25 protein-coding genes are annotated in these 26,553 nt (G+C 65.2%); 6 read left to right on the top strand and 19 right to left on the bottom strand.

What is annotated here, in order from left to right:
• Nucleotides 1-28: 28 nt before the first annotated feature.
• The 4 genes from MGMSRV2_RS21765 to gatC form a co-directional block, all read right to left on the bottom strand.
• Nucleotides 29-169, bottom strand: a complete 141-nt coding sequence (locus MGMSRV2_RS21765) for a hypothetical protein (protein ID WP_158699576.1) — start codon at nucleotides 167-169, stop codon at nucleotides 29-31.
• A 130-nt stretch (nucleotides 170-299) separates the two neighbouring features.
• Complete coding sequence (gene gatB, locus MGMSRV2_RS12440) at nucleotides 300-1,751, bottom strand: Asp-tRNA(Asn)/Glu-tRNA(Gln) amidotransferase subunit GatB (protein ID WP_024080696.1); 1,452 nt, start codon at nucleotides 1,749-1,751, stop codon at nucleotides 300-302.
• Nucleotides 1,751-3,223 carry an Asp-tRNA(Asn)/Glu-tRNA(Gln) amidotransferase subunit GatA gene (gene gatA, locus MGMSRV2_RS12435; protein WP_024080695.1) on the bottom strand — a complete coding sequence of 491 codons (1,473 nt, stop codon included), beginning with the start codon at nucleotides 3,221-3,223 and terminating at the stop codon, nucleotides 1,751-1,753. The genes gatB and gatA overlap by 1 nt, the downstream gene beginning before the upstream one ends.
• On the bottom strand, nucleotides 3,223-3,510 hold the full coding sequence (gene gatC / locus MGMSRV2_RS12430) for an Asp-tRNA(Asn)/Glu-tRNA(Gln) amidotransferase subunit GatC (RefSeq protein ID WP_024080694.1): 288 nt from the start codon (nucleotides 3,508-3,510) through the stop codon (nucleotides 3,223-3,225). Before gatC ends, gatA begins: the two co-directional genes overlap by 1 nt.
• Nucleotides 3,511-3,623: 113 nt before the next feature.
• Between gatC and MGMSRV2_RS12425 the strand changes: the two genes are divergently transcribed.
• Together MGMSRV2_RS12425 and cowN are read left to right on the top strand one after the other, a co-directional pair.
• Nucleotides 3,624-4,319: a PAS domain-containing transcriptional regulator gene (locus MGMSRV2_RS12425; protein ID WP_041634456.1), complete on the top strand. Its 696-nt coding sequence runs from the start codon at nucleotides 3,624-3,626 to the stop codon at nucleotides 4,317-4,319.
• Nucleotides 4,320-4,445: 126 nt separating this feature from the next.
• Nucleotides 4,446-4,742 carry a N(2)-fixation sustaining protein CowN gene (gene cowN / locus MGMSRV2_RS12420; RefSeq protein ID WP_041634455.1) on the top strand — a complete coding sequence of 99 codons (297 nt, stop codon included), beginning with the start codon at nucleotides 4,446-4,448 and terminating at the stop codon, nucleotides 4,740-4,742.
• On the opposite strand, the gene MGMSRV2_RS12415 is transcribed toward cowN, so the two are convergent.
• Together MGMSRV2_RS12415 and MGMSRV2_RS12410 are read right to left on the bottom strand one after the other, a co-directional pair.
• Entirely contained in the window at nucleotides 4,739-6,949 is a 2,211-nt protein-coding gene (locus tag MGMSRV2_RS12415; RefSeq protein ID WP_024080691.1) for a DAHL domain-containing protein, read from the bottom strand. The genes cowN and MGMSRV2_RS12415 overlap by 4 nt on opposite strands.
• On the bottom strand, nucleotides 6,946-7,887 hold the full coding sequence (locus MGMSRV2_RS12410; RefSeq protein WP_041633603.1) for a cytochrome-c peroxidase: 942 nt from the start codon (nucleotides 7,885-7,887) through the stop codon (nucleotides 6,946-6,948). The genes MGMSRV2_RS12415 and MGMSRV2_RS12410 overlap by 4 nt, the downstream gene beginning before the upstream one ends.
• Before the next feature lie 174 nt (nucleotides 7,888-8,061).
• Between MGMSRV2_RS12410 and ruvX the strand changes: the two genes are divergently transcribed.
• Nucleotides 8,062-8,553: a Holliday junction resolvase RuvX gene (gene ruvX / locus MGMSRV2_RS12405; protein ID WP_024080689.1), complete on the top strand. Its 492-nt coding sequence runs from the start codon at nucleotides 8,062-8,064 to the stop codon at nucleotides 8,551-8,553.
• Here the strand turns inward: ruvX and MGMSRV2_RS12400 are convergent.
• Nucleotides 8,535-8,990: a hydrogenase maturation protease gene (locus MGMSRV2_RS12400; protein ID WP_024080688.1), complete on the bottom strand. Its 456-nt coding sequence runs from the start codon at nucleotides 8,988-8,990 to the stop codon at nucleotides 8,535-8,537. The genes ruvX and MGMSRV2_RS12400 overlap by 19 nt on opposite strands.
• A gap of 261 nt (nucleotides 8,991-9,251) precedes the next feature.
• Between MGMSRV2_RS12400 and MGMSRV2_RS12395 the strand changes: the two genes are divergently transcribed.
• From MGMSRV2_RS12395 to MGMSRV2_RS12385, 3 genes are all read left to right on the top strand, one after another.
• A complete protein-coding gene (locus tag MGMSRV2_RS12395; protein WP_024080686.1) occupies nucleotides 9,252-9,665 on the top strand; it encodes a bacteriohemerythrin in 414 nt (137 codons plus the stop codon).
• Nucleotides 9,666-9,709: 44 nt separating this feature from the next.
• On the top strand, nucleotides 9,710-10,882 hold the full coding sequence (locus MGMSRV2_RS12390) for an EAL domain-containing protein (RefSeq protein ID WP_024080685.1): 1,173 nt from the start codon (nucleotides 9,710-9,712) through the stop codon (nucleotides 10,880-10,882).
• A 73-nt stretch (nucleotides 10,883-10,955) separates the two neighbouring features.
• Nucleotides 10,956-11,807, top strand: a complete 852-nt coding sequence (locus MGMSRV2_RS12385) for a hypothetical protein (protein WP_024080684.1) — start codon at nucleotides 10,956-10,958, stop codon at nucleotides 11,805-11,807.
• A gap of 12 nt (nucleotides 11,808-11,819) precedes the next feature.
• Here the strand turns inward: MGMSRV2_RS12385 and recN are convergent, their stop codons facing one another.
• From recN to murD, 12 genes are all read right to left on the bottom strand, one after another.
• Nucleotides 11,820-13,487, bottom strand: a complete 1,668-nt coding sequence (recN, locus tag MGMSRV2_RS12380) for a DNA repair protein RecN (RefSeq protein WP_024080683.1) — start codon at nucleotides 13,485-13,487, stop codon at nucleotides 11,820-11,822.
• Between the two features lie 7 nt (nucleotides 13,488-13,494).
• A complete protein-coding gene (locus MGMSRV2_RS12375; RefSeq protein ID WP_024080682.1) occupies nucleotides 13,495-14,310 on the bottom strand; it encodes an outer membrane protein assembly factor BamD in 816 nt (271 codons plus the stop codon).
• A 158-nt stretch (nucleotides 14,311-14,468) separates the two neighbouring features.
• Nucleotides 14,469-15,401 carry a UDP-3-O-acyl-N-acetylglucosamine deacetylase gene (gene lpxC, locus MGMSRV2_RS12370; protein WP_041634451.1) on the bottom strand — a complete coding sequence of 311 codons (933 nt, stop codon included), beginning with the start codon at nucleotides 15,399-15,401 and terminating at the stop codon, nucleotides 14,469-14,471.
• A gap of 307 nt (nucleotides 15,402-15,708) precedes the next feature.
• Nucleotides 15,709-17,397 (bottom strand): cell division protein FtsZ, encoded by a 1,689-nt coding sequence (gene ftsZ / locus MGMSRV2_RS12365; protein ID WP_024080680.1) that lies wholly within the window; start codon nucleotides 17,395-17,397, stop codon nucleotides 15,709-15,711.
• A 41-nt stretch (nucleotides 17,398-17,438) separates the two neighbouring features.
• Nucleotides 17,439-18,683, bottom strand: coding sequence for a cell division protein FtsA (gene ftsA / locus MGMSRV2_RS12360; RefSeq protein WP_041633602.1), 1,245 nt, complete (start codon nucleotides 18,681-18,683; stop codon nucleotides 17,439-17,441).
• Nucleotides 18,683-19,672, bottom strand: coding sequence for a cell division protein FtsQ/DivIB (locus MGMSRV2_RS12355; protein WP_024080678.1), 990 nt, complete (start codon nucleotides 19,670-19,672; stop codon nucleotides 18,683-18,685). Before MGMSRV2_RS12355 ends, ftsA begins: the two co-directional genes overlap by 1 nt.
• On the bottom strand, nucleotides 19,669-20,589 hold the full coding sequence (locus MGMSRV2_RS12350; protein WP_024080677.1) for a D-alanine--D-alanine ligase: 921 nt from the start codon (nucleotides 20,587-20,589) through the stop codon (nucleotides 19,669-19,671). The genes MGMSRV2_RS12355 and MGMSRV2_RS12350 overlap by 4 nt, the downstream gene beginning before the upstream one ends.
• Complete coding sequence (gene murB / locus MGMSRV2_RS12345) at nucleotides 20,586-21,509, bottom strand: UDP-N-acetylmuramate dehydrogenase (RefSeq protein WP_422612277.1); 924 nt, start codon at nucleotides 21,507-21,509, stop codon at nucleotides 20,586-20,588. Before murB ends, MGMSRV2_RS12350 begins: the two co-directional genes overlap by 4 nt.
• A complete protein-coding gene (gene murC / locus MGMSRV2_RS12340; RefSeq protein WP_024080675.1) occupies nucleotides 21,509-22,933 on the bottom strand; it encodes a UDP-N-acetylmuramate--L-alanine ligase in 1,425 nt (474 codons plus the stop codon). Before murC ends, murB begins: the two co-directional genes overlap by 1 nt.
• Nucleotides 22,930-24,042, bottom strand: coding sequence for an undecaprenyldiphospho-muramoylpentapeptide beta-N-acetylglucosaminyltransferase (gene murG / locus MGMSRV2_RS12335; protein ID WP_024080674.1), 1,113 nt, complete (start codon nucleotides 24,040-24,042; stop codon nucleotides 22,930-22,932). The genes murC and murG overlap by 4 nt, the downstream gene beginning before the upstream one ends.
• Nucleotides 24,039-25,163 carry an FtsW/RodA/SpoVE family cell cycle protein gene (locus MGMSRV2_RS12330; RefSeq protein WP_024080673.1) on the bottom strand — a complete coding sequence of 375 codons (1,125 nt, stop codon included), beginning with the start codon at nucleotides 25,161-25,163 and terminating at the stop codon, nucleotides 24,039-24,041. The genes murG and MGMSRV2_RS12330 overlap by 4 nt, the downstream gene beginning before the upstream one ends.
• Nucleotides 25,160-26,551 (bottom strand): UDP-N-acetylmuramoyl-L-alanine--D-glutamate ligase, encoded by a 1,392-nt coding sequence (murD, locus tag MGMSRV2_RS12325; RefSeq protein WP_024080672.1) that lies wholly within the window; start codon nucleotides 26,549-26,551, stop codon nucleotides 25,160-25,162. Before murD ends, MGMSRV2_RS12330 begins: the two co-directional genes overlap by 4 nt.
• Between the last annotated feature and the right edge of the window lie 2 nt (nucleotides 26,552-26,553).

Here is a 26,553-nt window from a genome sequence, read left to right as displayed (position 1 = left end):
CGTGGGGCAATCCTTCAAAGGGCGGGGATTAAAGCCCCAGCACCCAGGCACCCAGGCCGATGGAACCGATCACCGCCACGGTGCCGGCGCACAGCAGGCCCAATCCAACGACAAGGGCGGTCAGGTCGGAACGGAAGGAAGAAGCGGCAACGGTCATCATAGTCTCCATCGGCGGAATATCCGTGATGGGGGGTATGATGACCGCCCGAACGGGTGGCCGCTTTGACCTTGGTCAGGTCTATTCCGTTAGCCGTGAAAAAGTCCCTCGGCTTTGCCTCGGTGTACTTTTCCCCGAGTACCTATTCCTGGAACTTCTTGACGATCAACTCATTGAGCATGCCGGGATTGGCTTTGCCCTGGGTCGCCTTCATCACTTGGCCGACGAACCAGCCGATCAGCTTGTCCTTGCCGGCCTTGACCTCGGCCACCTTGTCGGGGTTGGCGGCCATCACCTCGGCGATGGCTTTTTCGATGGCCCCGGTGTCGGTGACCTGCTTCAGGCCTTTTTCCTCGACGATGATCGCGGGGTCTTTGCCCGATTCGAGCATGAAGATGAACACGTCCTTGGCCAGACGGGTGGAAATGGTGCCGTCCTTGATCAGGTCGATCATCTTGCCCAAATTCTGGGCCGAAACCGGCGGCTTTTCCCACGAATAATCGCCCGAATTCATGGCGGCGAAGAAATCGCCCATGATCCAGTTGGCGGCCATCTTGGCATCACGCCCGGCGGCGACGGCTTCAAAGAAATCGGCGCTGGCGCGTTCGGCCACCAACACCCCGGCATCATAGGCGTTCAGGCCGAAATCGGCCATGAAACGGGCCTTCTTGTCGTCGGGCAGTTCGGGCAAGGTGGCCTGGATGCCGTCGACGAAATCTTGGGCCACCACCAAGGGCAGCAGATCGGGATCGGGGAAATAGCGGTAATCATGCGCATGTTCCTTGCTGCGCATGGAGCGGGTTTCGCCCTTGACCGAATCGAACAGGCGGGTTTCCTGCTTGATCTCGCCACCGTTCTCGTAGACGTCGATGTGGCGCCGGGCCTCGTATTCGATGGCCTGCTGGACGAAGCGGATGGAATTGACGTTCTTGATCTCGCAGCGGGTACGCAATTCGGTGCTGCCCACCGGGCGGACCGAGACGTTGGCGTCGCAGCGCATGCTGCCTTCCTGCATGTTGCCGTCGCAGGTTTCCAGGTAACGCAGGATGGTGCGCAGCTTGGTCAGATAGGCGCCGGCCTCTTCCGGGCTGCGCATATCGGGCTTGGAGACGATTTCCATCAACGCCACGCCCGACCGGTTCAAGTCGATATACGACTTGGATGGATGCATGTCGTGGATGGACTTGCCGGCGTCCTGTTCCAGATGCAGGCGCTCGATGCCGATGGCGCGGCTGGACCCGTCGGCCAGATCGATCAGCAGCGTGCCTTCGCCGACGATGGGCAGGTCGTACTGGCTGATCTGATAACCCTGCGGCAGGTCGGCGTAGAAATAGTTCTTGCGGGCGAAGACCGAGGTCAGGTTGATCTTGGCCTTCAGGCCCAGACCGGTGCGCACCGCCTGTTCCACGCATTTTTCATTGATCACCGGCAGCATGCCGGGGAAGCCGGCATCGACGAAGCTGACCTGATCGTTGGGCTCGGCGCCGAAATCGGTGGCGGCGCCGGAAAACAGCTTGGACTTGGAAATGACCTGGGCGTGCACTTCCAGACCGATGACGATTTCCCAATCGCCGGTGTCGCCTTGAATAATCATCACACACCCTCCGGAACGGCGGTGAACTGGGCGGCGGATTCCATCACGCCGGCCACCTTGAACACGGTTTCCTCGTCGAACGGACGGCCGATCAGTTGCAGGCCCAAGGGCAGACCGCTGGCATTGAGGCCAGCGGGCAACGACAGGCCGGGCAGGCCGGCAAGGCTGGTGGGGATGGTGAACACGTCGTTCAGCCACATGGTCACCGGATCATCGGAGTTCTCGTCCATACCGAACGCCGCCGACGGTGCCGTCGGGGTCAGGATGACGTCGACCTGCTGGAACGCCTTGGTGAAATCCTCGGCGATCAGGCGGCGCACCTTCTGCGCCTTGGAATAATAGGCGTCGTAATAGCCGGCGGAGAGAACATAGGTGCCGATCATGATGCGGCGGCGCACCTCGGCGCCGAAACCGGCGGCGCGGGTCTTCTTGTACATGTCGTCCAGGGTCTTGCCCTCGACCCGAAGGCCGAAGCGCAGGCCATCATAGCGGGCCAGATTGCTGGACGCTTCCGCCGGGGCGACGATGTAATAGGTGGGAAGCGCGTATTTGGTGTGCGGCAGGCTGATCTCCACCGGGGTGGCGCCGGCCTCCTTCAACCACTGGATACCTTGTTCCCACACCGCCTGGATTTCATCCGACAAACCATCGGGGCGGTATTCCTTGGGGATGCCGACCTTGAGGCCACGAATGTCGCCGGTGAGCGCCGCCTCGAAATTGGGCACGGGCATGGGGGCCGAGGTGGAATCCTTGGGGTCATGCCCGGCCATGGCGCCCAGCATGATGGCGCAATCGCGCACATCGCGGGCCATGGGGCCGGCCTGATCGAGCGAGCTGGCGAAGGCGACGATGCCCCAGCGCGAGCAGCGGCCATAGGTCGGCTTGATGCCGGTGATGCCGCAGAAGGCGGCGGGCTGGCGGATCGAGCCGCCGGTATCGGTGCCGGTGGCGCCCATGGCGATGCGGGCGGCGACGGCTGCCGCCGATCCGCCCGAGGAACCGCCGGGGACCAATTGCTTGGCCGGTTCCGATTTGGATTTCCACGGATTGGTGACCTTGCCGTAAGCGCTGGTCATGTTGGACGAACCCATGGCGAATTCGTCCAGGTTGAGCTTGCCCAAGGTGACGGCGCCGGCATCGAGCAGCTTGCCCGACACGGTGCTTTCATAAGGTGGCTTGAAGCCTTGCAGGATGCGGCTGGCGGCGGTGGTCTGGACCCCCTTGGTGCAGAACAGATCCTTGATGCCCAGCGGAATGCCTTCCAGGGCGCCAGCCTTGCCGGCTTGGCGGCGCAGATCCGAGGCCTTGGCCTGCTCGCGCGCCAGATCGGCGGTTTCGGTGATATAGGCGTTCAGGTCGCGCTTGGCTTCCATGGCCCGGATATGGGCCTCGGTCAGCTCGGACGCGGTGAAGGCGCCCTTGGCCATCTGATCGCGGGCCTGGGCGATGGTCAGCTTGGTGAGCTCGGTCATTATTCCACCACCTTGGGAACGGTGAAGAAGCCATCATCGGCAGCGGGGGCGTTGGCCAGCACGGCAGCCACCTGGCCGCCATCGGTGACCTCGTCCTTGCGCATGGGCAAGGTCAGGTCGGCCACCGACGACATGGGGGCGATGCCGGTGGTGTCGACCTCGGCCAATTGCTCGACGAAGTGCAGGATGCCGGAAAGTTCGCCGGCCAGATGATCGAGTTCCTCGTCCGCCACTTCGATGCGGGCCAACTCGGCGATGGCGCGGACGGCTGCTTTGTCCAGGGACATGCGGTGATGTTCTCCGTAAGCCAGAGCAAGATATCTTGCATTTGGATGAAGTTGGCCGGACGTTAGCATTCGCACCCGCCAATCGCAACCCCGCCAAGGCCAAGGCCTCCGTCATGAGCAGCTTCGAATACCGTTTGCAGCGCGTCCCGCAAGGCGTGGTCATCCTGGATCGGGACCGCCGTGTGGTGTCGGCCAACCGGCTGGCCCGGCGCATGCTGGAAACCCAGGGCGGCACCCACGGCGTGGCGGTGATCGGCACCCCCATTCTGGATTTGCACCCGCCCATGGTCCGGCCCAAGGTGCAATGGCTGCTCGATCTGGCCCTGGCCCAGCCGGACGAGCCGGCTTCCATGGCCATGACCCTGCCCCTGGGCACCCTGGTCGCCCGGGTGTCGCTGGTGGAAGGGGCCGATGGTCCCGGCTATTGCCTGGTGTTCCATCTGGTCGAGGCCTTGCCCCAGGCCCCGGTCGAACCGCTGCTGAAGCTGCCGCTCGATGCCCGTCACGGCGTCCGTCTGCTGGATGTGGCCCTGGCGGCGGCCTTGCGGGCCGAGCGGCATTATTCCCGTATCATCGCCACCGACGGCAGCCAGCACCCCTGCACCATGGGTTTCGCCGAGTTGAGCGGGCGGCTGGACCCGGTCACCTTCCTGCAGGTGCATCGGTCGTGGATCGTCAATCTGCGCCGGGCCAAGGCGGTGGAGCGGGCCGACGGCCAGTGGCGCATCGTCCTGGATGTGCCGGGGGCCGAGCCGGTGCCGGTCAGCCGCGGCAAGGTCGAGGTGCTGCGGCAGCGTCTGGCGGTGTGACGCATTTGGGGTGCTCCCGATGCATTTGGGGAAAGCCCCAGTGCCGTTGGCGGGGCCGTGGTTGAGCCGAGGACCGGGCATGGTCATGGTGGCGGTGCTGCCGCCCCACAGCCAAGGTTGAACGTCATGACCAGCATCACTCCGCCCGACCGCTATGTCAGCTTTGGCGGCATCGACTGCGAAGGCCACGCCAAGACGGTGATCGAGCACGTCTTGGCCATCATCGCCGATCCGGCCAAGTCCAACGCGCTTTGGGACCGTTTCGTCGTCCGTCTGGCCGAGGCCGGCAAGGTCGGTTTCCGCAAGGCCGACGAACTGTGTCTGGCGTGCAGTCATACCTATTACATCGAGGAATTGTTCGAGGAACACGGCGACGAGATCGGCCTGAACGCTTTGCGCATGCTGGAAGACGAGTGCTGCTAGGCGTTCTCCGCCGCCGGCAGCCAAACATGCACGGTGGTGCCTTGCCCCGGGATCGAGTCCAGCCACAACCGACCGCCATGAGCCTTGGCGATCTTGTCGCATGATGCCAGCCCCATGCCGGCACCGGGATACTGGGCGCGCGGATGCAGGCGGGCGAACGGTTTGGTCACCTTGTCCAAATAGGCGGCCTCGATGCCGATGCCGTTATCGGTCACATCGATGCGCCAGCCGCTGCCGTCGCGTTCGGCGCTGACCGTGATTTTCGCCGGTACGGCGGGGCGGGCGAACTTGATGGCGTTGGCGAACAGGTTGTGGAACAGCATGACCAGCAGGACCGGGTCGCCGCTGATCACCGGCAGGGTGGTCCAGTGCACCCCCAGGATAGGGGGGGCGCCCAGGGTGTTCTTGCATTCGCTCCATGCCGCCTCGGCGGCTTTGGCGCAATCCACCGGGACGAAGGCGGCCATGGGCCGACCGGATCGGCTGTAGGCGGACAATCCCGACACCAGCAAGCTGATCTGGCGCGCCCCATCGGCAATGGTGCGCATGCTGTCGCGGGCCGCCGCCCCCAGTTCCGCCGGGATTTCCCGTTCCAGTTTCTGGCAATAGATCTGAATCGAGCGCACCGGCTCTTGCAGATCGTGCGAGGTGGCGAACAGCATGCGCTCGATATCGGCATTGGCGTCGAGCAGCAGGTCGGCGTTGCGCTTTTGCTGGGTGATGTCTTCCTTCAAGGCGATGTAATGGGTGATGCGCCCGGCATGGTCGCGGACCGGGGAAATCACCGTGCTTTCCCAGAACAATTCGCCGTTCTTCTTGCGGTTGACCAGATCGCCGCGCCAGGTCAGCCCCGAGGACAGGGTCTTCCACATCTCGCGATAGGTGGCGATATCGACCTCGCCCGATTTCAGCAGGCGCGGGTTTTTGCCGATCACGTCGGCCAGAGTATAGCCGGTGAGCGCCAGGAAGGCCGGGTTGACGTATTCGATGGCGGCGTCGGCATCGGTGATGACCACCGCCACCGGGCTTTGCTCGACCGCCGCCGTCAGCTTGCGCAATTCGATCTCGTTGCGCTTGTCGTCGGTCAGGTCGGTGAACAGGCAGACCAGCCCGCCGGCAGAGGTTTGGCGGCTACGAAACAGATACCAGCGCCCGGTCTGGCGGTCGCGCAACAGCAATTCCTGGGCATGATCGGTGTCGGTGGGGATGACCGGGCGGTTGACCGCCTCCAGCCGTGTTCCCATGGTCCGCATCAATTGGTCGAACGTGCCGATGGGGGCCGGGGTGTCGAGCAGATGATCGTAGCCGTGGTTGGACAGCACCAGATGGCGCTTGTTGTCGAACAGGGCGAAGGCCTCGGACAGCGAGGTTACCGCGTCGATCAACTGGGCGCGGGCGACAAGGGTGGCGTCGTGGGCCTTGGCCTGGCGGTGGATGGCCCAGCCGAGCGCCACGAACAGCAGCACGGTGGAGATTTGCAGCAGGCGGCTCAGGGTCGCGGTGCGATCCTGGCGGATGGCGAAGGCGGCCATGTAATCGTGGCGCGCCGCTTCCATGGTCGCTTGGCTGGGGATGGCGAAATAGGTGTCGATGGCTTGGCGCAGCACGTCCTGCTGTTCCGACAAGGTGCGCATGTGCAAGGCGATGGAGCGCAATTCTTCGTCGGGACTGGCGGCAAAGCGTTCGATCTCGATCGTCAGGCCGGCGGATTGGCTGGTGTCGCCACGGCTTTCGGTGTCAAGGGCGATCAGCGCCGCCTGCACGCGCCGCGCGGTGTCGGGGGCGGCGTGGGCGGCGAAGCCGGTGACGGCGAAGGGCAGGTAGCTGATCTCGCGCCGGACGAAGGCGCTCACCGCCTTGATCTGCTCGGCCGCCTGCATCTTGTCGGTCACATGCTGGCGATAGAGCGCCAGTTGGCCGGTAGGGATGTCACCATGCGGGTTGCCCACTTCCAACGCGTCGAGGCCGTCGCGCAATTGGCGCTCGTAGGCCAACATGGTGTCGTAATGGGGCAGCAAGCCGGCCACCACCCGCAACAGATCGCGGTCGAAATTGGCCTCGATCCGGGATTGGGTATCGAAGCTGGTGACCACCTGGGCATGACGCTCGCTGTCGACGGTGTTGCGGGCGGCGAAGACGATCATCACCCCGGCCATGGCGGCGGCGGCGGCAAAGGCCAGCACCGCCGGGCGCAGCAACGTTCTCATGATCCACCCGGCAGCGTATCGGGCGGCAAGGTGCCCAGGAACTTGACGATCAGGGCGATGTCGGCATCGGGGATGTCGCGCCCCAATTGGTAACGGCCCATGATGCGGATGGCTTCGTCCAGGCTGGCCACCGAACCGTCATGGAAATAAGGCGGTGTCAGCACGGCCAGGCGCAGACTGGGAACCTTGAACACATGGCGGTCCGAGTCGCGACCGGTGACGTTGAAGCGACCCAGGTCGGCAGCGGTCACCGGGCCGCCGCGATCCTTGAACCAGTTGCCGAAAAAACCCAGCTTCTGGAACAGGTTGCCGCCCACATTGGCGCCCTGGTGGCACGAGGCGCAGCCATAGGACTTGAACAGGGCATAGCCTTTCTTCTCGTCGGCCCCCAGTGCCGTTGCCTCGCCCCCCAGCCAGCGGTCGAAACGCGATCCGGTGGCCACCAAAGAACGCTCGAAACCGGCCAGGGCGCGGCGTACCAGTTCGGGGCTGGGGTCGGCGCCGTAGAGGGCGCGAAAGCGCGGGGCATAGTCGCTGCGGCGCAAGCGGGCGATGGTCTCGGGCCAGTCGGAGCCCATTTCCACCGGGTTTTGCAAGGGGCCGTCCACCTGCTGTTCCAGCGTGACGGTGCGACCGTCCCAGAATTGGGCGATGTTGTGGGCGGCGTTGAAGACGGTGGGGGCGTTGACGCTGCCCTTGGCCCCGCCGATCCCGACGGACACCACCATGTTGTCGCTGCCGCCCCGGTCCAGCGGATGGCAAGAGGCGCACGACAACGATCCGTCGCGCGACAGCAAGGCGTCGTGGAACAAGGCGCGGCCCAGCATGATCTCGGCAGGGTCGAGACGCGCTACCGCCGCCAGCGGGCGGATCGGTTCTTGTTGCGCCTGGGCCGGAATCACCGTCGCCATCAGGACCACGGCGACGACAGCCCCCATGTTTCCCAGGCGGTGCGATCTCCGATTTTGTCGATATCCCATGTGTCTCCCCACACCTTTGGGATTTTCTATTGTGCACAGGATGCGCCCGCAGAGCCGGAGTATGCACAGGTTTTTTGTCATGGCGGTGTCGCGTTTGTTGCGCGACGGCGCCGGGCGTGGTGGACTGAGGGCATGCCCATATTGCCCATCGCTGAACTGAAAACCGCCCTGCCGCGCCATGCGCGGCTGATGGGCCTGGATCTGGGGACCAAGACTATCGGTCTGGCCTTGTCGGACGTGCGCTTGTCCATCGCCAGTCCCTTCGACACCATCCGTCGCACCAAGTTCACCAAGGACGCCGAAGCCCTGTTCGCCGCCCTCGACAAGCACGAAGCCGCCGGCATCGTCTTGGGCCTGCCGGTGGAAATGGACGGCACCGAAGGGGCGCGTTGCCAATCCACCCGCGCCTTCGCCCGCAATCTGCTGGGCCTGCGCGACCTGCCTATCGTCTTCTGGGACGAGCGGCTGTCGACGGCGGCGGTCACTCGCACCCTGCTGGAGGCGGATTCCAGCCGGGCCCGGCGGGCGGAAGTGGTCGATAAGATGGCGGCCGCCTATATCCTGCAAGGTGCCCTGGATTTTCTGGGCGGGGACTTCCTGGCCGGTCAGACGGCGGGAGCCTGACTCATCCCCCATTGACGCCACAGCATGGCGCTGGCGGTTTCCACCGCCGCCGCCACCAGAGGCGTCAGCCCGGCGGAAAATGGCACCTGCAACGCCGCCACCGCCCCCAGGATTTCGGTTTTCGGCGGTTTTTGCATCAGCCGGCGCATGGCGGCGACGATGCTGGCCGGACCAGCCCCCAGCGGCCCTTGCGGATCGGCGGGAATCTCTGCCTCGGTCAGCAACAACACCTGCCCCGGCGCCCCCAATCGGCTGGAGAGGGCCGTGATCAGCACCGCTTGGCGGCACTGGTGCAAGATGTCCAACACTCCGCCTTCACTGCCGTCATGCAGGCACACGTGACGGGGCCACGGGCGGGTGGCCAAGCGCCGGTGGACGGCGGTGCCGAAGCCATCGTCGGCATGCAGGGAATTGCCAAGGCAGATCAGACCGATCACGGCGGCTCCATCGGTGTTTGCGCCAGTTTAGGCATTAATGATGCTGCTGGCGAGTGTCAATACTAAGGATATATTTTTGGGCAAAGTGACGATCGTCACTAAAACATTAGTGTAAGATATGTGCGTATTGACTTGATTCCAGTCCAGCTCTCGGTCTAGGGTTTTCTCCATCAAGACCGTCCACCGCTTTGGGGTGTGGCGGCTTTTTTTTTGGCCGGCTACGTCCGGCGGAAACGACCGTGGCAACGGGGGAACAGGGACATGCTGGCCTGGGAACAGGGCTACAAGATCGGGCAATGGGAGATGGATGCCGAGCATCTGATCCTGTTTTCGCTGCTCAATCAGTTGGACATCAACATCAACGCCGATCTGGCGGAGGAATGCGTCCACGATGTGTTGGCGGCGCTCGACGCCTATATCGACTATCACTTCGCCCATGAAGAGGCGCTGATGAAGGCCTGGGGCTATCCCGGCCTGGACCAGCATTCTGCCTTGCATCATCAGTTCATGAACGAGGTGGGGCGCCTGCGCGAAGCGGTCAAGACCGGCGACACGGTCAGGGCGGCGCTGAAGGTCCGTGGTTTCGTGCTGGAATGGTTGCTGAACCACATCATGGAAACCGACGCCGAGTACGCCCGCTTCATCGCTGAAAAGTCGAAGAAGTCCAGCGCCTGACCTGGGTCGGGTTTGCATAAGCATCAGCCAAGGGGTCTGTCGCCATGCGTGTGACGGAAATGGAACGTGCTTTCCTGCACGAATTGCATGCCATCAAGAAGGATCCGCTGGGAAAGCGGGTGATTCACTTCTGTGTCTCGGCCGGGCCGGCGCAAACCGATCAGGCCCGGCGCATTGAAAGTGCCAAGCATTTCATCGGCAAAAGCTTTGCCCGTTCGCCTTATTGCAAGGTGTTCAGCGCCCATAACGGCGATTTGTTCGTCGCCTATTCCCACGTCACCGTATCGGAAGTGCTGGGAATGTGCGCCAAGGTGGAAAAGCTGTTCCTGGACGACGAACCGTTCAGCCGGCGCAATGCTTACGGTGAATATTCGTTCTACAAGATCGCCGATGCGACCAAGGATCTGGACGTGGTCTTCCAGGCCTTCAAGGGCATCATCGCCGTGCAGCCCGAGGCGGCGCGGGCGTTGAAAAAGCCCATGAACGCGGAAAACCTGCACCAATTATCGGAGAAAATCCGCAATCTCGACCTGCGGCACTGCATCTTCAACCAGCCGGTCTATTTCATCGGCGAACAGGTGCCGTCCATCGAATTCCTTGAATTCTTCGTTTCCACCAAGCAGATCGAGGAAAACTTCCTGCCCGAGGCCAGTCTGACCGGATCGCCCTGGCTGTTCCACGCGCTGAAGGAGGATCTGGACCGGGCCACCCTTCGCACCATGGCCAAGGAAATCGCCGAGTACCGGCACAAGGCGTTCAGCGTCAACCTGACCCTGGCCACGGCGAGCTCGAAGGAATTCGAGCAGTTCAACAATGCGTTGCCGGGCCGCCTGGCCGGACGCATCGTCGTCGAGGTACACAAGACCGATGTGGTTCAGCACATGGACCTGTACCGCGACGTGCGCAAATCCACCGCCAAGATGGGGTTGAAACTGTGTATCGATGGCCTGGAATGGCAGGATTTCGACATGCTGTCTCTGGGCCGGCTGCGTCCTGATTTCATCAAGATCGGCTGGAACGAAAGCATGCTGGCGCCGTCGACGGAGGGGCTGCAAGCCCTGGTCGGCGGCCTGAAGGAATTGAACGGTCATGGCCAGGCGGTGCTGGCGCGCTGCGACAATCCCAAGGCCTTTCCCTTTGCCCGCGGGTTGGGTATCCGTTACGTCCAGGGACGACTGGCCGACCAATTCTTCAAGACCGGTATGAAACTGCAATAAATTCCCCCGTGCCGGAAGGTTGCCCCCGGGCGCGCCACCGCGTAATGTGCGCCAAGGGTGTGAAGGGGATTCTATGCGTCACGCTTGGACTTTTCTGATCGGATTGTTCTTTGCCGGCTTCGTCATGATGTGGTCGGCGCCCATAGGCATTGCGGTGGCGGTGTTGGCCGGATTGGGCGGTCAGATCAACCTGTTTCACGCCTTTTCCGGCGAATCGGTGTTCGGCGTCCGCGATGTGGGTGGCCGGTTGCAGGGCCGCATGGTCAATGTCAGCTTCCGCCCGACCATGGTGCCGGTGATTGGCGAGCCGCGACCGCGCCGTCTGTTGCTGCGTCTGGAAGTGATCGATGTGGATGTCTTCGACGGCTCGAACGGTCTGGGCCGGGTCCGCCTGGACGCCTGGCCGCTGGATGGTGCCGTCGATGTGTTGCAGCCGCCGCTTTACACGGTGGTGGCGCCGGGGCGCAAGGCAATCATCGATGACGAAAACGTGCTCAGCGTGGAAAACGGCAATCGCCGCAGCGCCTATTCCCTGGCCACCGGCGAGTGGCTGTACGATGCCGACGGTGCCGTTGTCACCTATACCACCGAAGGCGATCGGCGCCGATTGCTGGCGGCGGCGGCGGCCGATGACGAAATGCCGCCGGGCTCGGTGGCGGTGGTGACCCTGGCCAGTCCGCAAGGGGTGTTGAAGCGCCTGCTGATCGCCGCTTCCGATCCGACCCGCGCCCGGCTGTTGCGCACCTCGGTGTCGCTGATTCGCGCCGGCATCCGGTCCGAACCCGCCGGCCTGCGCTGGGTCGATCTGGCCATGCCCGCCGGCACCATCCGGGTGCCCTTGAGCGGCGACGTTCTCGACCTTGCTCGGGCGGAAGTGCCGGTGGGGCTGAAAATCAGCGAATTCAAGGCGTGGCCGCAGCGGTAAGCGCGGCGGCTTCTATCCGACGATCAGGGCGGCGGCGGCGGCGCGGGCGTGGTCGGTGACGTTCTCGCCAGACAGCATGCGGGCGATTTCCTCGGTCCGGGCGCTTGCCGGCAAGGCGTCGACGCTGGTCAGCACCCGGCCCGGCTCGACCTCGGTCTTGGCGACACGATAATGCGAGGCGCCACGGGCCGCCACCTGGGGCGAGTGGGTGACCACCAGAACCTGCACATCCTTGCCCAAACGGCCCAGCCGTTCGCCGACGGCCGCCGCGACGGCGCCACCGATGCCGGAATCCACCTCGTCGAACACCATGGTCGGCGTGCTCGAGCTTTGCGCCAGCACCACCTTCAAGGCCAGCATGAAGCGCGACAATTCACCGCCCGAGGCAACCTTGCCCAAGGCGGCGGGCGGGGCGCCGGGATTGGTGGCGACCAGGAAGGCCACCTTGTCCAGGCCGTCCGGCCCCCAGTCATTTTCATCGCCCGGCTGCACCTGGGTGGTGAAGCGGGCCTTATCCAGCTTCAACGGCGGCAATTCCGCCGCCACCGCCCGATCCAGGCGGGCGGCGCCCTCGGTCCGGGATTTGGACAGGGCGCGGGCAGCTTCCACATAGGCGGTGCGGGCGGCCTGTTCGGCCTTGGCCAGCTTGGTCAAATCGTTGCCGCCGCCGTCCAACGCCGCCAGTTGCGCCCCCAGACGGTCGCGCAAGCCGGCCAGACCATCGACGTCGATTCCGTGCTTGCGGGCGGCAGCGCGTAGGGCGAACAGCCGTTCCTCGGCTTTTTCCAGGGCGCGCGGGTCCAGATCGATTTCCGACGAGACCCGTTCCAACTGGCCGATGGCCTCGGCTGCTTCGTCGGCGGCGCGGTCGAGGGCGGCGATCACAGGGTTCAGCTTGCCTTCGGCCTTCTCGGCGACCCGTTCGAGGATGCGCTGGGCCGAGCGCAACGAGGCCTCGACGTCGCCCTTTTGCGTCAAGGCCGTCTGTGCCGCGTTCATGGCCTCGATCAGCTTTTCGCTGTGTTGCATGACCGCACGCTTGGCCGCCAACTCGCTTTCCTCGCCCGGCTTGGGCGCCAGGGCATGCAACTCATCATGGGCGTGGCGCAGGGAGTCTTCTTCGGCGCGGGCTTGCTTCAGCGCCGCTTCGGCCGCGGCCCTGGCCTTGGCGGCTTCGCGCCAGACGGTCCAGGCGGCGCGCACGGAACCTCGGCTTTGTCCCAATCCGGCAAAGGCATCCAGCACCGGCAGGTGGGTGGTTTCATCCAGCAGACCGTGGCTTTCGAACTGGCCGTGGATTTCCACCAATTCGTCGCCGACCTTGCGCAGCAGACCGACGCTGACCGCCTGATCGTTGACATAGGCGCGCGAGCGTCCATCGGCGGTGACCACCCGGCGCAGCACCAGGGGGCCGTCCTGGGCATCCATGTCCTGGGCGGCCAACAGCACGCGGGCCGGATGAAAGGGCGGTGGGTCGAATTCGGCGATGACGGTCAATTGCGGGGCGCCGTGGCGCACCAGCCCGGAATCGGCCCTGGCCCCCAGGGTCAGGGACAGGGAATCCAGCAAGATGGACTTGCCGGCACCGGTTTCGCCGGTAAACACCGACAGGCCGCCGGCGAAACTCAGGTCCAGCTTTTCGATCAGGACGACGTCGCGGATCGACAGCGAAGCCAGCATGGCGTGCCTACCACATCCAGCCGAACCAGCCGGAATCCTTCTTTTCCGCCTGGGTGGCGGACTGGCCGGTATTGACCATGGAGAAGGTATCCTCGTACCAGTCGCTGCCGGGGAAGTTATGACCGATGACCGCCGCCGTCTTCTTGGCTTCCTCGGTCAGGCCCAGCGTCAGATAGATTTCCACCATGCGGTGCAGCGCCTCGGGGACGTGGCTGGTGGTCTGGTACTGCTCGACCACGATCTTGTAACGGTTCAGCGCCGCCAGCCATTGGTCGCGCTTTTGGTAATAGCGGGCGATGTTCATTTCCTTGCCGGCAAGGTGGTCGCGGGTCAAATCCACCTTCAGCTTGGCGTCGCGGGCGTAGGAACTGGCGGGATAGCGGTCCACCACCTCTTGCAGCGACTTCAGCGCCATTTCGGTCATCTTCTGGTCGCGGGCGACGTCGGTGACCTGTTCGTAATAGCAAAGCCCCTTCAGGTAATAGGCGTAGGGCGCGTCCTTGTTGCCGGGATGCAACTGGATGAAGCGGTCCAAGGCCACCAGGGCGTCGGGGTATTTGTTGCGCTCGTACAGCACATAGGCGTTCATCAACTGCGCCTTGGTCGCCCATACCGAATAGGGATGCTGGCGGTCCACTTCGTCGAAAGCCAGGGCGGCTTTGTAATATTCGCCCTTTTCGACCAGATCCATGGCCTCGTTGTACAATTCCTCGACCGGGCGCTCGACGTATTCATCCTTTTTGTCCGAGCAGGCGGACAGCAGGAGAGCGGCGGCGATCAGGGTGGCACCGGCAAGGCGGCGGGAGCGGGCGAGGCGAATCATGGAATCCCTTGGGCCTTAAACTGTTGCGCCGGACTATAGCACGCCGCCGGCCCAGGGGAAGAGGGCTGGGAAGCGCCGGGGCATGAAAAAACCCCCGCAGTGCCTTGCGGGCTGCGGGGGTGGAAGGTGTTCGTCCTACGGAAAATCGGCAGAGAGGGTCAGCCGTTGACCACCAGCTTGTCCGGAGCGGCCAGGGCGAGACCCTGGGCGGCGGCGGAACCGGCGGCGATGGTGGTGTAAGCCCAGGCGGTTTGGTCGGCGAACAAGGCGCGCAGCAATTGGTTGTTGAGCGCATGGCCGGAACGAACGCCGTCATAGACGCCCAAGAGCGGGGCGCCGGCCAGGAACAGATCGCCCGCCGCGTCCAAAATCTTGTGGCGGACGAATTCGTCGCCGTAGCGCAGGCCGTCATCATTGAGCACGCGGGTGCCGGTGCTGTCGATGACCACGGCATTGTCGAGCGAGCCGCCACGGGCCAAGCCGTTGGCGCGCAGGTAAGCGACCTCGTGCTCGAAGCCGAAGGTGCGGGCACGGCTGATCTCGGCCTTGAAGGTGCCGCGATTGAGGGCGACGGAAAAGCTTTGCTGGCCGATGGCGGCAGAGGCGAAATCGATGTGGAAGTTGAGGCGGAAGCCGCCGGCGGCGGGGCTCAAGGTGGCGGTCTTGTCGCCGTCGGTGACCGAAACCCGCTTCAACACGCGGATGGCGCGGCGCGGTTCGGTTTGCTCGATGGTGCCGGCGCATTCGATCAGGAACAGGAAGGGAGCGGCGGAACCGTCCATCACCGGCACTTCCGGACCGTTGATCTCGATGACGCAATTGTCGATGCCCGAGCCGGCCAGGGCCGACAGCAGGTGCTCGACGGTGCCGACATGGATGCCGTCCTGATTGGTCAGGCAGGTGTTCATGCGGGTGTCGCCGACGTTCGACCACAAAGCGGGAACATAGGCGCCACGCCCGGCGATGTCGGTGCGGCGGAAGACGATGCCGCTGTCGGCGGCGGCGGGGTGCAGCACCATGGTGACCTTGGCGCCGGAATGCAGGCCAACGCCCGAGCAGCCGATGGCCGTCTTCAAGGTACGCTGGCGAATGACGTTGGTTTCAACGGAAGCCTTGGCTTCGGCAGAAGATTTGAAGGTGGTAACCACGTCGGTCTTGTTGATCTTCACGACTAAACCCCTTCCTCGTCGGACGCCCCTTGGTGAAGTACTCACCAATCTTCCCGGCATCCGGCCCAATTCGATGGTTATCTTCTACTCCCCGGCTCTCAAGCCCTCAAATCAATCATTATTTCGGTTTGTTACATCCGCTTCGGCGGTGCGGTAACTAAGAAAAAGGGGGTCCGGTCCAGCCGGACCGGACCCCAAGGAGATAAACAGCGCGATAACAAACCCGGACTTAATTGGCCTGACGGCGCAAGAAGGCGGGAATGTCCAGATCCTCACCGGCACGGGCCACGCTGGGCTCGCTGCGGGTGGCCATGTTGCCCATGCGGGCCGGTTCCTGGCGCGGTTGCTGCGCCATGGGGGCCGGTTCGTGACGCTGCGGCTGCGGCGCCGGCTGGGCGGCGGCAGGCCGACGCAGCAGGCCGAACAGGCCTCCGCTGCGACGGGCTTCCGGCTCGGGCTGGCGCTGCGGCTGCGGCGCCTGCTGACGCTGGATTTCCGGCTGACGCTGCGGTTGCGGCGCGGCCTGAGCGGTTTCGGCGATGTGCGACACCGCCTGGCTGAGATGACCCATGTCGGGATCGGCGCGGAAATCCGCTTGCAGCGAGGTGGTGGCGGGAACCGGACGCTCCAGCACCGGGTCCAGGCGCAGTTGCGGATCGGGGCGGAAGGTCTCGGCCATGGGCTGCTGGGCCGGACGGGCAGCCGCCGGCTGCACCCGCACCTGAGCGGTGACGACGGGTTGATGCGCCGGTTGCGGGGCCGGCTGGGCGACGGTGCGGGCCTCCATCTGCGGCTGCGCCTGGGCGACGGCGACAGCGGCGGCCGGGGCCGCCTGGGCGGTGACCACGGCGGGGCGGAAGCCGGCGCCGGCAGTGCCGCCGGCGGCGACGCGGGGTTGCGGCTGGGCCTGCGGGGTGTTGAGCGACACCACGGTCGGCTTGGGCTGGGCGGCGGCTTCGCTGGCGATGCCGGTGGCGACCACCGACACGCGCATCTTGCCGTTCAGCTTTTCGTCGAAGGTCGAGCCGAAGATGATGTTGGCTTCCGGGTCGACTTCGTCGCGGATGCGGTTGGCGGCTTCATCGACCTCGAACAAGGTCATGTCCATGCCGCCGGTGATGTTGATGAGCACGCCCTTGGCGCCCTTCATCGAGGTGTCGTCCAACAGCGGGTTGGAGATGGCGGCTTCGGCGGCTTCAATGGCGCGCTTGTCGCCCTCGGCCTCGCCGGTGCCCATCATCGCCTTGCCCATTTCGCTCATCACGGTGCGGATGTCGGCGAAATCCAGATTGATCAGGCCGGGCATGATCATCAGGTCGGTGACGCCGCGCACGCCCGAATACAGCACGTCGTCGGCCATCTTGAAGGCGTCGGCGAAGGTGGTGCGTTCGGTGGCGACGCGGAACAGGTTCTGGTTGGGGATGATGATCAAGGTGTCGACGTATTGCGACAGTTCCTCGATGGCACCCTCGGCGGTGCGCATACGGTGCGCGCCTTCGAAGTGGAACGGCTTGGTCACCACGCCCACGGTCAGGATGCCGTGGTCGCGGGCGGCCCGCGCGATGACCGGGGCGGCGCCGGAACCGGTGCCGCCGCCCATGCCGGCGGTGATGAACACCATGTTGGCGCCGGCGATCTGGCCGATCACCTCTTCCAGGCTTTCCTCGGCGGCGGCGCGGCCGATCTCGGGACGCGATCCGGCACCCAACCCCTGGGCGACGGTGGTGCCCAACTGGACGCGACGCTCGGTGCGCGACTGGTTGATGGCCTGGGCATCGGTGTTGGCGACGATAAATTCAACGCCCTCAAGACGCGACGCGATCATGTTGTTGACCGCGTTGCCGCCGGCTCCACCGACCCCGATGACGGTGATTTTCGGCTTTAGATCCTGGGGGTTCCCCGGAAGAAAGTTAAGCATCTGGTACCTCCGCGCTGTATGGCCGTTTCGGCCTTTTGAACCTAGAAATTTCGCTTCAACCACGATCCGATACGGCCCCAACCGCCCGGACTTTCTTGCTCTTGGATCGCTTTGCGACCGCTTTTGGCCACTGGCTGATGGGCCATGGCATATCGGATCAGGCCGGCGCAGGTGGAAAACGCCGGACCGTTGGTGGATTCGGGCAGACCGTGCAGACCAACCGGACGGCCCAGGCGGACCTGTTTGTCCAGCACCAGTCCGGCCAGATCGCGCACGCCCTGCATCTGGCTGGCGCCGCCGGTGAGGACCACCCGGCGCCCGGCCATCTTGTCGAAGCCGCTTTTCTCCAGGTGCGAGCGCACCAGTTCCAGGGTCTCCTCCAACCGCGGTTGGATGATCTGGATCAGCATGGAGCGCGGCACCTGATTGGAGGCGCCGTCCTCGTCCTCGCCCACCAGCGGCACCTTCAGCATTTCGCGGTCGTCGGACGGCGACGGGATGGCGCTGCCGTACAGCGTCTTCATGCGTTCGGCATAAGACAGCGGCGTCGACAGGCCGCGGGCGATGTCGTTGGTGACGTGGTGGCCGCCCACCGGGATGACGTCGGTGTGCACCAACTGGCCGGCGACGAACACGGCGATCGAGGTGGTGCCGCCGCCCATGTCGATGCAGGTGACGCCCAGTTCCTTTTCGTCGTCGACCAGACAGGCCAGACCGGCGGCGAAGGGGCTGACCACGCGGGCCTCGATGTCCAGATGGCAGCGATGGACCACGGTCATCAGGTTGCGCACCGGCCCGGTGGCGGCGGAAATGACGTGGATGGCCACGCCCAGGCGCTCGCCGTACATGCCGCGCGGATCGCGGATGCCTTCGTTGCCGTCGATGGTGTAATCCACCGGAATGGCATGGATCAGGTCGCGTTCGGCGTTTTCATGATGGGCGCGGCCATGGTCGAGCATGCGGCGGATATCGGCCTCGTTGACCGCATGGCCGTTCATGGACACTTCCACCTTGACGTTGGTGGAGCCCGGGGCGCCGCCCGACAGATTGACCACCACGGCGCGCACCCGTTCATTGGCCATGTCCTCGGCGGCGTCGACGGCGGCGCGGATGGAATGTTCCAGTTCCTCAAGATCGACCACGGCGCCGGCGCGCATGCCGCGCGCCACCTGATGGCCGATGCCGACGATACGGGGCATGCCGTCGTCCTGGACGCGCGCCAGGAAGCAGCACACCTTGGTGCTTCCCACATCCAGCGCTGCGATCAGTCCGTTACGCATGCTCATCAGGCTCCATTATCCTTGCGGCGGGTGGCATCTGGCGGCGTCGCCGCGCGCTCGGTCTTCAGGATCATGCGGTCGGGGACGCGCAGATCGACCATGCGCACCTGACGATTGGTTAGGCCCTGGCTGTTCTCCAACTCGGCCAGTCGCTTCCAGGCGGCGGCGGCCTCGTCTTCCGGCAGGCGCACTTCCAGACCGTCATGGGCATCGTCCAGCATCAGGTTCCAGCGGCGGTTGCCGACGCGGATGGCGGCCTTGACCCGAGGCGCCAGCTTGGGTTCGGTGGCCAGCATGGCCAGCAATTCGCTGGCGCGGCTACCGGCGCCGTCGCCCACCACCATGGGCAGGCCTTCATACCCGGCGACGGAACCGGGAATGACATGGCCGTCCTTATCCACCAGCATGTGGGTGCCGTTGTTTTGCCAGACGGCGATGGGCTGGCGTTCGATGATGGCGATGTGCAATGTGTCGGGCAGACGGCGTTCCACCGCCGCCTGACGCACCGACGGCAAGGCTTCCAGCCGGTCCTTGGCCTGCTCCAGATTGAGCGACAGGATCGGGCTGCCGTGGCCGCTGCCCAAGGCGGCGGCCAGTTGGTCCATGGTGGTGCGGCTGCGTCCGGCCACGGTGATTTCATCGACGCGGAAGCCGGCGTGGGCGGTGGCCTGCATCACCTGGGTGATCATGGTCTGGGTGGTGCGCTGGATGATGCCGGAATACCAGATGACCGCGCCGCCCACCACCAAGGTGGTCATGGCGATGCCCGCCGCCGACAGCTTTTGCAACGGCGTGAAGTTGAGGCGCGGAAACGGGATGCGGCGGCGCAGCTTGCCCTTGGGCTTGGTCTCGGGCCGGCCTTCGCCGCGCACTTCGCGCTTTTCCTTTTGCGCGGCGCGGCGCGGGCGCGACAGGCGCGGCAAGGGCACGGTGTCGGCGGTGGTCGACGGCCTGATGCGGTCTTCGGCGCTGATGATGATGTCGCTGTCGCTCATCCGTCACACTCCGCTTGCTCGACCATCCAGCGCACCAACTCGGGGAAGCTGATGCCGCAATAAGACGCGATGTCGGGGACCAGCGAGGTGGCGGTCATCCCCGGCTGGGTGTTGACTTCCAACACGATCAGACGCGGCTTTTGCCCGGGCTTGGTGTCGTCGTAACGCAGATCGGCGCGCGACACGCCGCGGCAGCCCAGCACGCGATGGGCTTCCACCGCCAGCCGGCAGGCTTCGGCGTAATCTTCCGCCGGGATGGGGGCGGGCATGATGTGCTTCGAGCCGCCCGGCGCATATTTGGCGTCATAATCGTAGAAGCCGCGTTCCGAGGTGATTTCCAGACAGCCCAGGGCGCGGTCGCCCATCACCGCCACGGTCAGCTCGCGCCCGGGGACGAATTCTTCCACCAGCACGCGGTCGGACTCGAACGGCCAATCGGCCAGGGGGGCGCGGTTGTCGCCCGGCTTCATCACATAGACGCCGACGGACGAGCCCTCGTTGATGGGCTTGACCACGAACGGACGCTTCATGGGGTCGGCGCCGCCATCGGTCTTTTCCACCACCACGCCATGGGCCACCGGGATGCCGGCCTGCTGGAACACTTGGCGCGAAAACGCCTTGTCCATGGCGGCGGCCGAGGCCAACAGGCCGGAATGGGTATAGGGGATGCCCAGCAGATTGAGCAGACCCTGGACGCAGCCATCCTCGCCGAAACGGCCATGCAGCGCGTTGAACACCACGTCGGGACGGCTGGCGGTGATGGCCTGGGCCAAGGCCGTCACATCGCGCCCGGCATCGATGGTGGCAACGGTGAAGCCGGCCTGTTCCAGAGCGGCGGCGGCGGCGGCGCCCGAGCGCAACGACACGTCGCGTTCGGCGGAGGCTCCGCCCATCAGCACGGTGACGCGGCGGCTCATGCGTGTTCTCCCTTGTCACCGATGCGGCGGATTTCCCATTCCAGCTCGATTCCGCTGGTTTCCAGCACCCGGCGGCGCACTTCGTCGCCCAGATTTTCGATGTCGGCGGCGCTGGCCTCGCCCAGGTTGAGCAGGAAATTGCAGTGCTTTTCCGATACCTGGGCGCCGCCCATGACCAGACCGCGGCAGCCGGCCTTGTCGATCAGCTCCCACGCCTTTTGCCCCGGCGGATTGGCGAAGGTGGATCCGCCGGTGCGCACCCGGGTCGGCTGGCTGTCTTCGCGCGCGGTCTTGATCTCGGCCATCTTGGCCGCGATGGCCGCCGGCTGGCCGCGCTTGCCCTGCAACGTCGCCGACAGGAAGATGTATTCATCCGGGCAGCCGCAATGGCGATAGCTCATGTCCAGGTCGGGCAGGGTCAGCAATTGGGTGGTGCCGGCGCGGTCGATGGCGGTGGCCGAAAGCGTGATGTCCTTCATCTCGCCGCCGAAGGCGCCGGCATTCATGCGCAGCGCGCCGCCGATGGTGCCGGGCACGCCGGACAGGAATTCCATGCCGGTCAGGCCGGCTTCCTCGGCGGTCAGGGCAACGGTCAGGTCCAGGGCGGCGGCCCCGGCGGTGATGATGTCGCCCATGACGTCGATATGGCCGAACGATCCGGCCAGACGTACGACAACGCCCGACACGCCGCCGTCGCGCACCAACAGGTTGGAGCCGACGCCGATGACGGTGACCGGGATGTCCAGCGGCAATTGCATCAGGAATTCGGCCAGATCGTCCACGTCGGCGGGACGGAACAGAACTTCGGCATTGCCGCCGACGCGGAACCAGGTCAGCCCGCCCAACGGCGCGTCCACGGTCAGGCGACCGCGCGTCTTGGGCAGCGACTTGATCCAGGCTTTCCGCGCGGCAGCGTTCATCATTCGGCCCCCTTGTCGGTGGGCAGGGATTCCAACTGAGCGGGAAGCGCGTGCGCCCATTGGGTGATGTTGCCGGCGCCCAGGCACACCACCATGTCGCCGGATTTGGCCAAGCCATCGACGATGCCGGCCAGGGCGGACGCCTCGGGCAGGGCGATGACGTGACGGTGGCCGTGTTCCTGCAAGCCCATCACCAGATGATCGCGGTCGGCGCCGTCGATGGGCTGTTCGCCGGCGGCATAGACATCGGCGACGATCACCGTGTCGGCGTCGTTGAAGCAGGTGCAGAACTCAGGGAACAGGCTGGACAGGCGCGAATAGCGATGGGGCTGGACCACGGCGATGACATTGCCGGTGGTGGCGCTGCGCGCAGCCTTCAGCACCGCGTTGATCTCCACCGGATGATGGCCGTAATCGTCGATCACGGTGATGCCCTTGGCCTCGCCGGTCTTGGTGAAACGGCGTTTGACACCGGAAAAACCGCCCAGCGCCTTGCGCACGACGTCGTTGGTCAGGCCCAGTTCGTTGGCGCAGGCGATGGCGGCCAGCGAGTTCAAGACGTTGTGTTCGCCGTACATGGGCAGGCGGACATCGTCGATGATGCGGGTGGCGCCGGTGACGCGGTCGGTGATGACCACGTCGTAGCGGGCGCCGCCGGGGCCGATCTTGACATTGGTGGCGCGGATCAGCGCCTGCGGCGAGAAGCCATAGGTGACGATCTTGCGGTCGGGGACGCGGGCGATCAGCGCCTGGACTTCCGGGTGGTCGATGCAGCAGGCGGCGAAGCCGTAGAACGGGATGTTCTCGACGAAGGTGCGGAAGGCGTCGCGCAATTTGTCGAACGAGCCGTAATAATCCATGTGCTCGGGGTCGATATTGGTGACGACGACGCAGGTGGCCGGCAGCTTGGTGAAGGTGCCGTCGGATTCGTCGGCTTCCACCACCATCCAGTCATTGGCGCCCAGCCGCGCATTGGTGCCATAGGCGTTGATGATGCCGCCATTGATGATGGTCGGGTCCATGCCCGCCGCGTCCAGCATGGCCGAGACCAGCGAGGTGGTGGTGGTCTTGCCGTGGGTGCCGCCGATGGCGATGGCCGATTTCAGCCGCATCAGCTCGGCCAGCATTTCGGCGCGGCGGACGACGGGAACCATCTTCGAGCGCGCCGCCACCACTTCCGGGTTGTCGGACTTGACCGCCGACGACACCACGACGACGCGGGCTTGGTCCAGATTTTCCGCCTTGTGGCCGATATGGACGGTGACCCCCAACTTGCGCAGGCGCTCGACGTTGTAATTGTCGGCGATGTCCGAGCCCTGGACGGTATAGCCGAGATTGACCAGAATCTCGGCGATGCCCGACATGCCGATGCCGCCGATGCCGACGAAATGGATGGCGCCGATGGAAAGCGGCATGGTTCTCATGAGCGGGACTCCTGCAAATTCGCGGTTTCGGCCACCAGATCGGCCAGCCGGGCGGCGGCGTCGGGACGGCCGGCGGCCAGCGCGCATTCAGCGGCACGGGCCAAGGTGCCGGGTTGGGTGAGAAGCGCGGTCAGGCGCGCCGCCAGGGTTTCGGCGTTGAAGCCGGTCTGCGGCATCAGCCAGCCGCCGCCGGCTTCGTCCAGCGCCCGGGCATTGGCGGTCTGGTGGTCGTCGACGGCATGGGGATAGGGCACCAGGATGGCCGGGCGGCCCAGATAGGTCAGCTCGGCCATGGTCGAGGCGCCGGAACGGGCGATGACCAGATGGGCCGCTGCCATGCGTTCGGGGATGTCGCTGAAGAAGCTGTCCAGGCTGGCCTTGATCGGGCTTCCCGCATAAAGGCCGCGCACCGCCTCGATATCTTCGGGGCGGCATTGCTGGGAAATCTCGATACGCGCCTGCAACGCTGCCGGTAAAGCCAGCAATGCGGCGGGAATCACCTCTGACAGCACCCGCGCGCCCTGGCTGCCGCCCAGCACCAGCAGGCGGATGGGGCCGGCATCGTCGAGCGCCGGATAGGGCGTGCCGCGCAAGGCGGCGATGGCCGGGCGCACCGGCATACCGGTGTGGCGCAGCTTGGTTTTCCATTCCTCCGCCACATGGGCGACATGGGCATAGGACACGGCGATGGCGCGGGCCTTGCCGGCCAGCAGACGGTTGGCCCGGCCCAGCACGCCGTTTTGTTCATGCATCATCGTCGGGATGCCCAACAGGCCGCCGGCGACCATGGCCGGCACGCTGGCATAGCCGCCGAAGCCGACGATGATTGCGGGGCGTTCGCGTTTGAGGATGGCGCGGGCCTGGACGATGCCCAGGGCCAATTCGGCCATGGCGCCCATGCGGGCAGCCAGACCGCGCCCGGCGATGCCGCCGGCACGGATGCGGAAGGTTTGCAGCGAACCCAGGGTGCCGCCATAGGTCTGGCCGCGCCGGTCGGTGACCAGTCCCAGGCGCCAGCCGCGCCCGATCAGTTCGGCGGCCAGGGCTTCGGCCGGGAAGACGTGGCCACCGGTGCCACCGGCGGCAAGCAGGGCGAAGGGCTTGCTCATTGTTCAAGCTCCTCGTCGCCATAGCGCTTGCGGGTCAGCGCCAGCACCATGCCCATGCCGAGCGCCAGGGCCAGCATGGACGAACCGCCATAAGAGATGAACGGCAGGGTCATGCCCTTGGTCGGCATCAGCCGCAAGGTGGAGGCCATGTTGATGATGGCCTGCAAGCCGAACTGCACCAACAGGCCGGCACTGGCCAGCACCACGAACAGGTTTTCGTCCTTCATCAGCCGGGCGAAACCGCGCAGGACGATGAAGGCGAACAGCAGCAGCACGAACAGGCACAGGGCAACGCCGAATTCCTCGCCGCCGACGGCCAGGATGAAATCGGTATGGGCGTCGGGCAGCACCAGCTTGATCCGGCCCTCGCCGGGGCCGCGGCCCAACAGCCCGCCCGACTTGAAGGCGTTCAGCGCCGTGGTCACCTGATAGGCACCGTCGCCGGACGGATCGAGGAAACGATCGACGCGGGTCTGCACGTGGCCGAAGATGAAATAGGCGCCGACGCCGCCGAGCACCGCCAGCACACCGCCCACCACCACCAGCAGCATGGGCAGCCCGGCCAGGAAGAACTGGACGGCGAAGATGGCGGTGATCACCAGAGTCTGGCCGACATCAGGCTGTTTCAGCAGCAGGCCGGCGACCATGGCGTACAGAAAGCAGGCGATGGCCCGACCGGGGAAGCCCGGGTTCAGCCGGCCTTCGGCGAACATCCAGGCGGCGATGATGGCAAAGGTCGGCTTGGCGAATTCGCTGGGCTGGATGGTGATGCCGGCCAGGCTCAGCCAGCGGGTCGAGCCCTTGATCTCGGGCGCGAACAACAACACGGCGACCAGCAGCAGCACGGACGCGCAATAGCCCAGTACGCCCAAGCGACGCACCTGCTTGGGGTTCAGCAGCGACACCCCCAGCATGACCAGAACCGCCGGTACCAGAAAGACGAACTGGCGACGGATGAAATGGAAGGAATCGGTGCCGATGCGGTCGGCCACCGCCGGGCTGGCGGCCATGGTCAGCAGCACGCCGATGGCGATCAGGGCGAAGATGGCGGCGATGGTCCAGCGGTCGACGGTCCACCACCAGCGGCCAATGGTCGAGGTATCGGTGCGGCCCAGGCTCATTGGGGCCTCCCCGCCGTCTGTGACGGCGCCGCGTCTTCGACACGAGGCAGCGCCTCCACCAACTGGCGGAAGATTTCGCCGCGATGCTCGAAGCTTTTGAACTGGTCCCACGAGGCGCAGGCCGGCGACAGCAGCACCACTTCACCCGCTTGGGCGTTGGCGGCAGCTGCGGTCACGGCGCGGTCCAAGCTGCCGCATTGGGTGAAGGCGACCTTGCCGGCCAGTGTCTCGGCGAAGGCCGGGGCGGCATCGCCGATCAGATAAGCGTGTTTGATGCGGTGGAAGTGACGTTCCAGGCTGGCGATGCCGCCTTCCTTGGCCTGGCCGCCGATGATCCAGTGAATCGCGTCATAGCAGACCAGGGCCACTTCCGCCGCTTCGGCGTTGGTGGCCTTGGAATCGTTGATGAAGCGCACGCCCGCCTTGGTGCCGACCAATTGCTGGCGATGGGCCAGACCGGGATAGCTGGCGATGCCGGCGGCGATGGCGGTGGACGGTACGCCCACGGCGCTGACCAGGGCGAAAGCGGCGCAGGCGTTTTGCCAGTTGTGGCGACCGGGCAGGGTGGCGATGGCGGTCAGGTCGAAGATTTCGACGCCGTCCTGGCGCAAGATGCCGTCGGGGGCGCTGATGCCGTGGTCCAGCACCTGCTTGACCGAAATGGCGGTGTGCCGGTGACCGGCGCCCAACAGCCAGTCGGCGATGCCGCGCGTCGGCGCGTCGTCGAGACCGATGACCGAGACGCCGTCGGCAGCGATGAAGTCGTACAACCGGCGTTTGGCGGCGATATAGCCATCCATGCCGCCATGGCGTCCCAGATGGTCGGGGGTGATGTTCAACAGCACGCCGGCCCGCGCCCGCAAGCTTCGGGTCAGTTCCAACTGATAGGACGACAGTTCCAGCACATAGATGCCGTCGGCATCCAGATCGGGCAGGTCAAGGGCGGCTGTGCCCAGATTGCCGCCGGCGGCATTGGCGATGCCGGCACTGGTGAGGATATGGGCGACCAGGGTGGTGGTGGTCGACTTGCCGTTGGTGCCGGTGATCAGCACGAATTTGGCGTCGGGCTTGGCGATCGCCAGCAATTCAATATCGCAGACCAGCGGAATGTCGGCGGCCCGCGCCGCCTCGGCCAACGGATGCGGTTGCGGGAAGGTGTGGGGGATGCCCGGGCTCCACACGATCATGTCGACCTCTGACAGATCAAGGGCCAGCGGATCGGCCAGGGGGATGCCGGCGGCTTGGGCCGCATCGCGGGCGGCTTGATTGTCGTCCCAGCCGGTGACCCGCGCGCCGCTTTCGACCAAGGCGCGCAAGGTGGCGCTGCCGGACTTGCCCAGGCCCAGCACCACCACACGCTTATCGGTCAGGAAGGGGACGCGGATCATGA

Origin of the sequence: Magnetospirillum gryphiswaldense MSR-1 v2, from assembly GCF_000513295.1 — a bacterium.
Lineage (GTDB): Bacteria > Pseudomonadota > Alphaproteobacteria > Rhodospirillales > Magnetospirillaceae > Magnetospirillum > Magnetospirillum gryphiswaldense.
The sequence above is the reverse complement of the archived record's forward strand: the minus strand, read 5'-3'. Positions and strand labels throughout refer to the sequence as shown.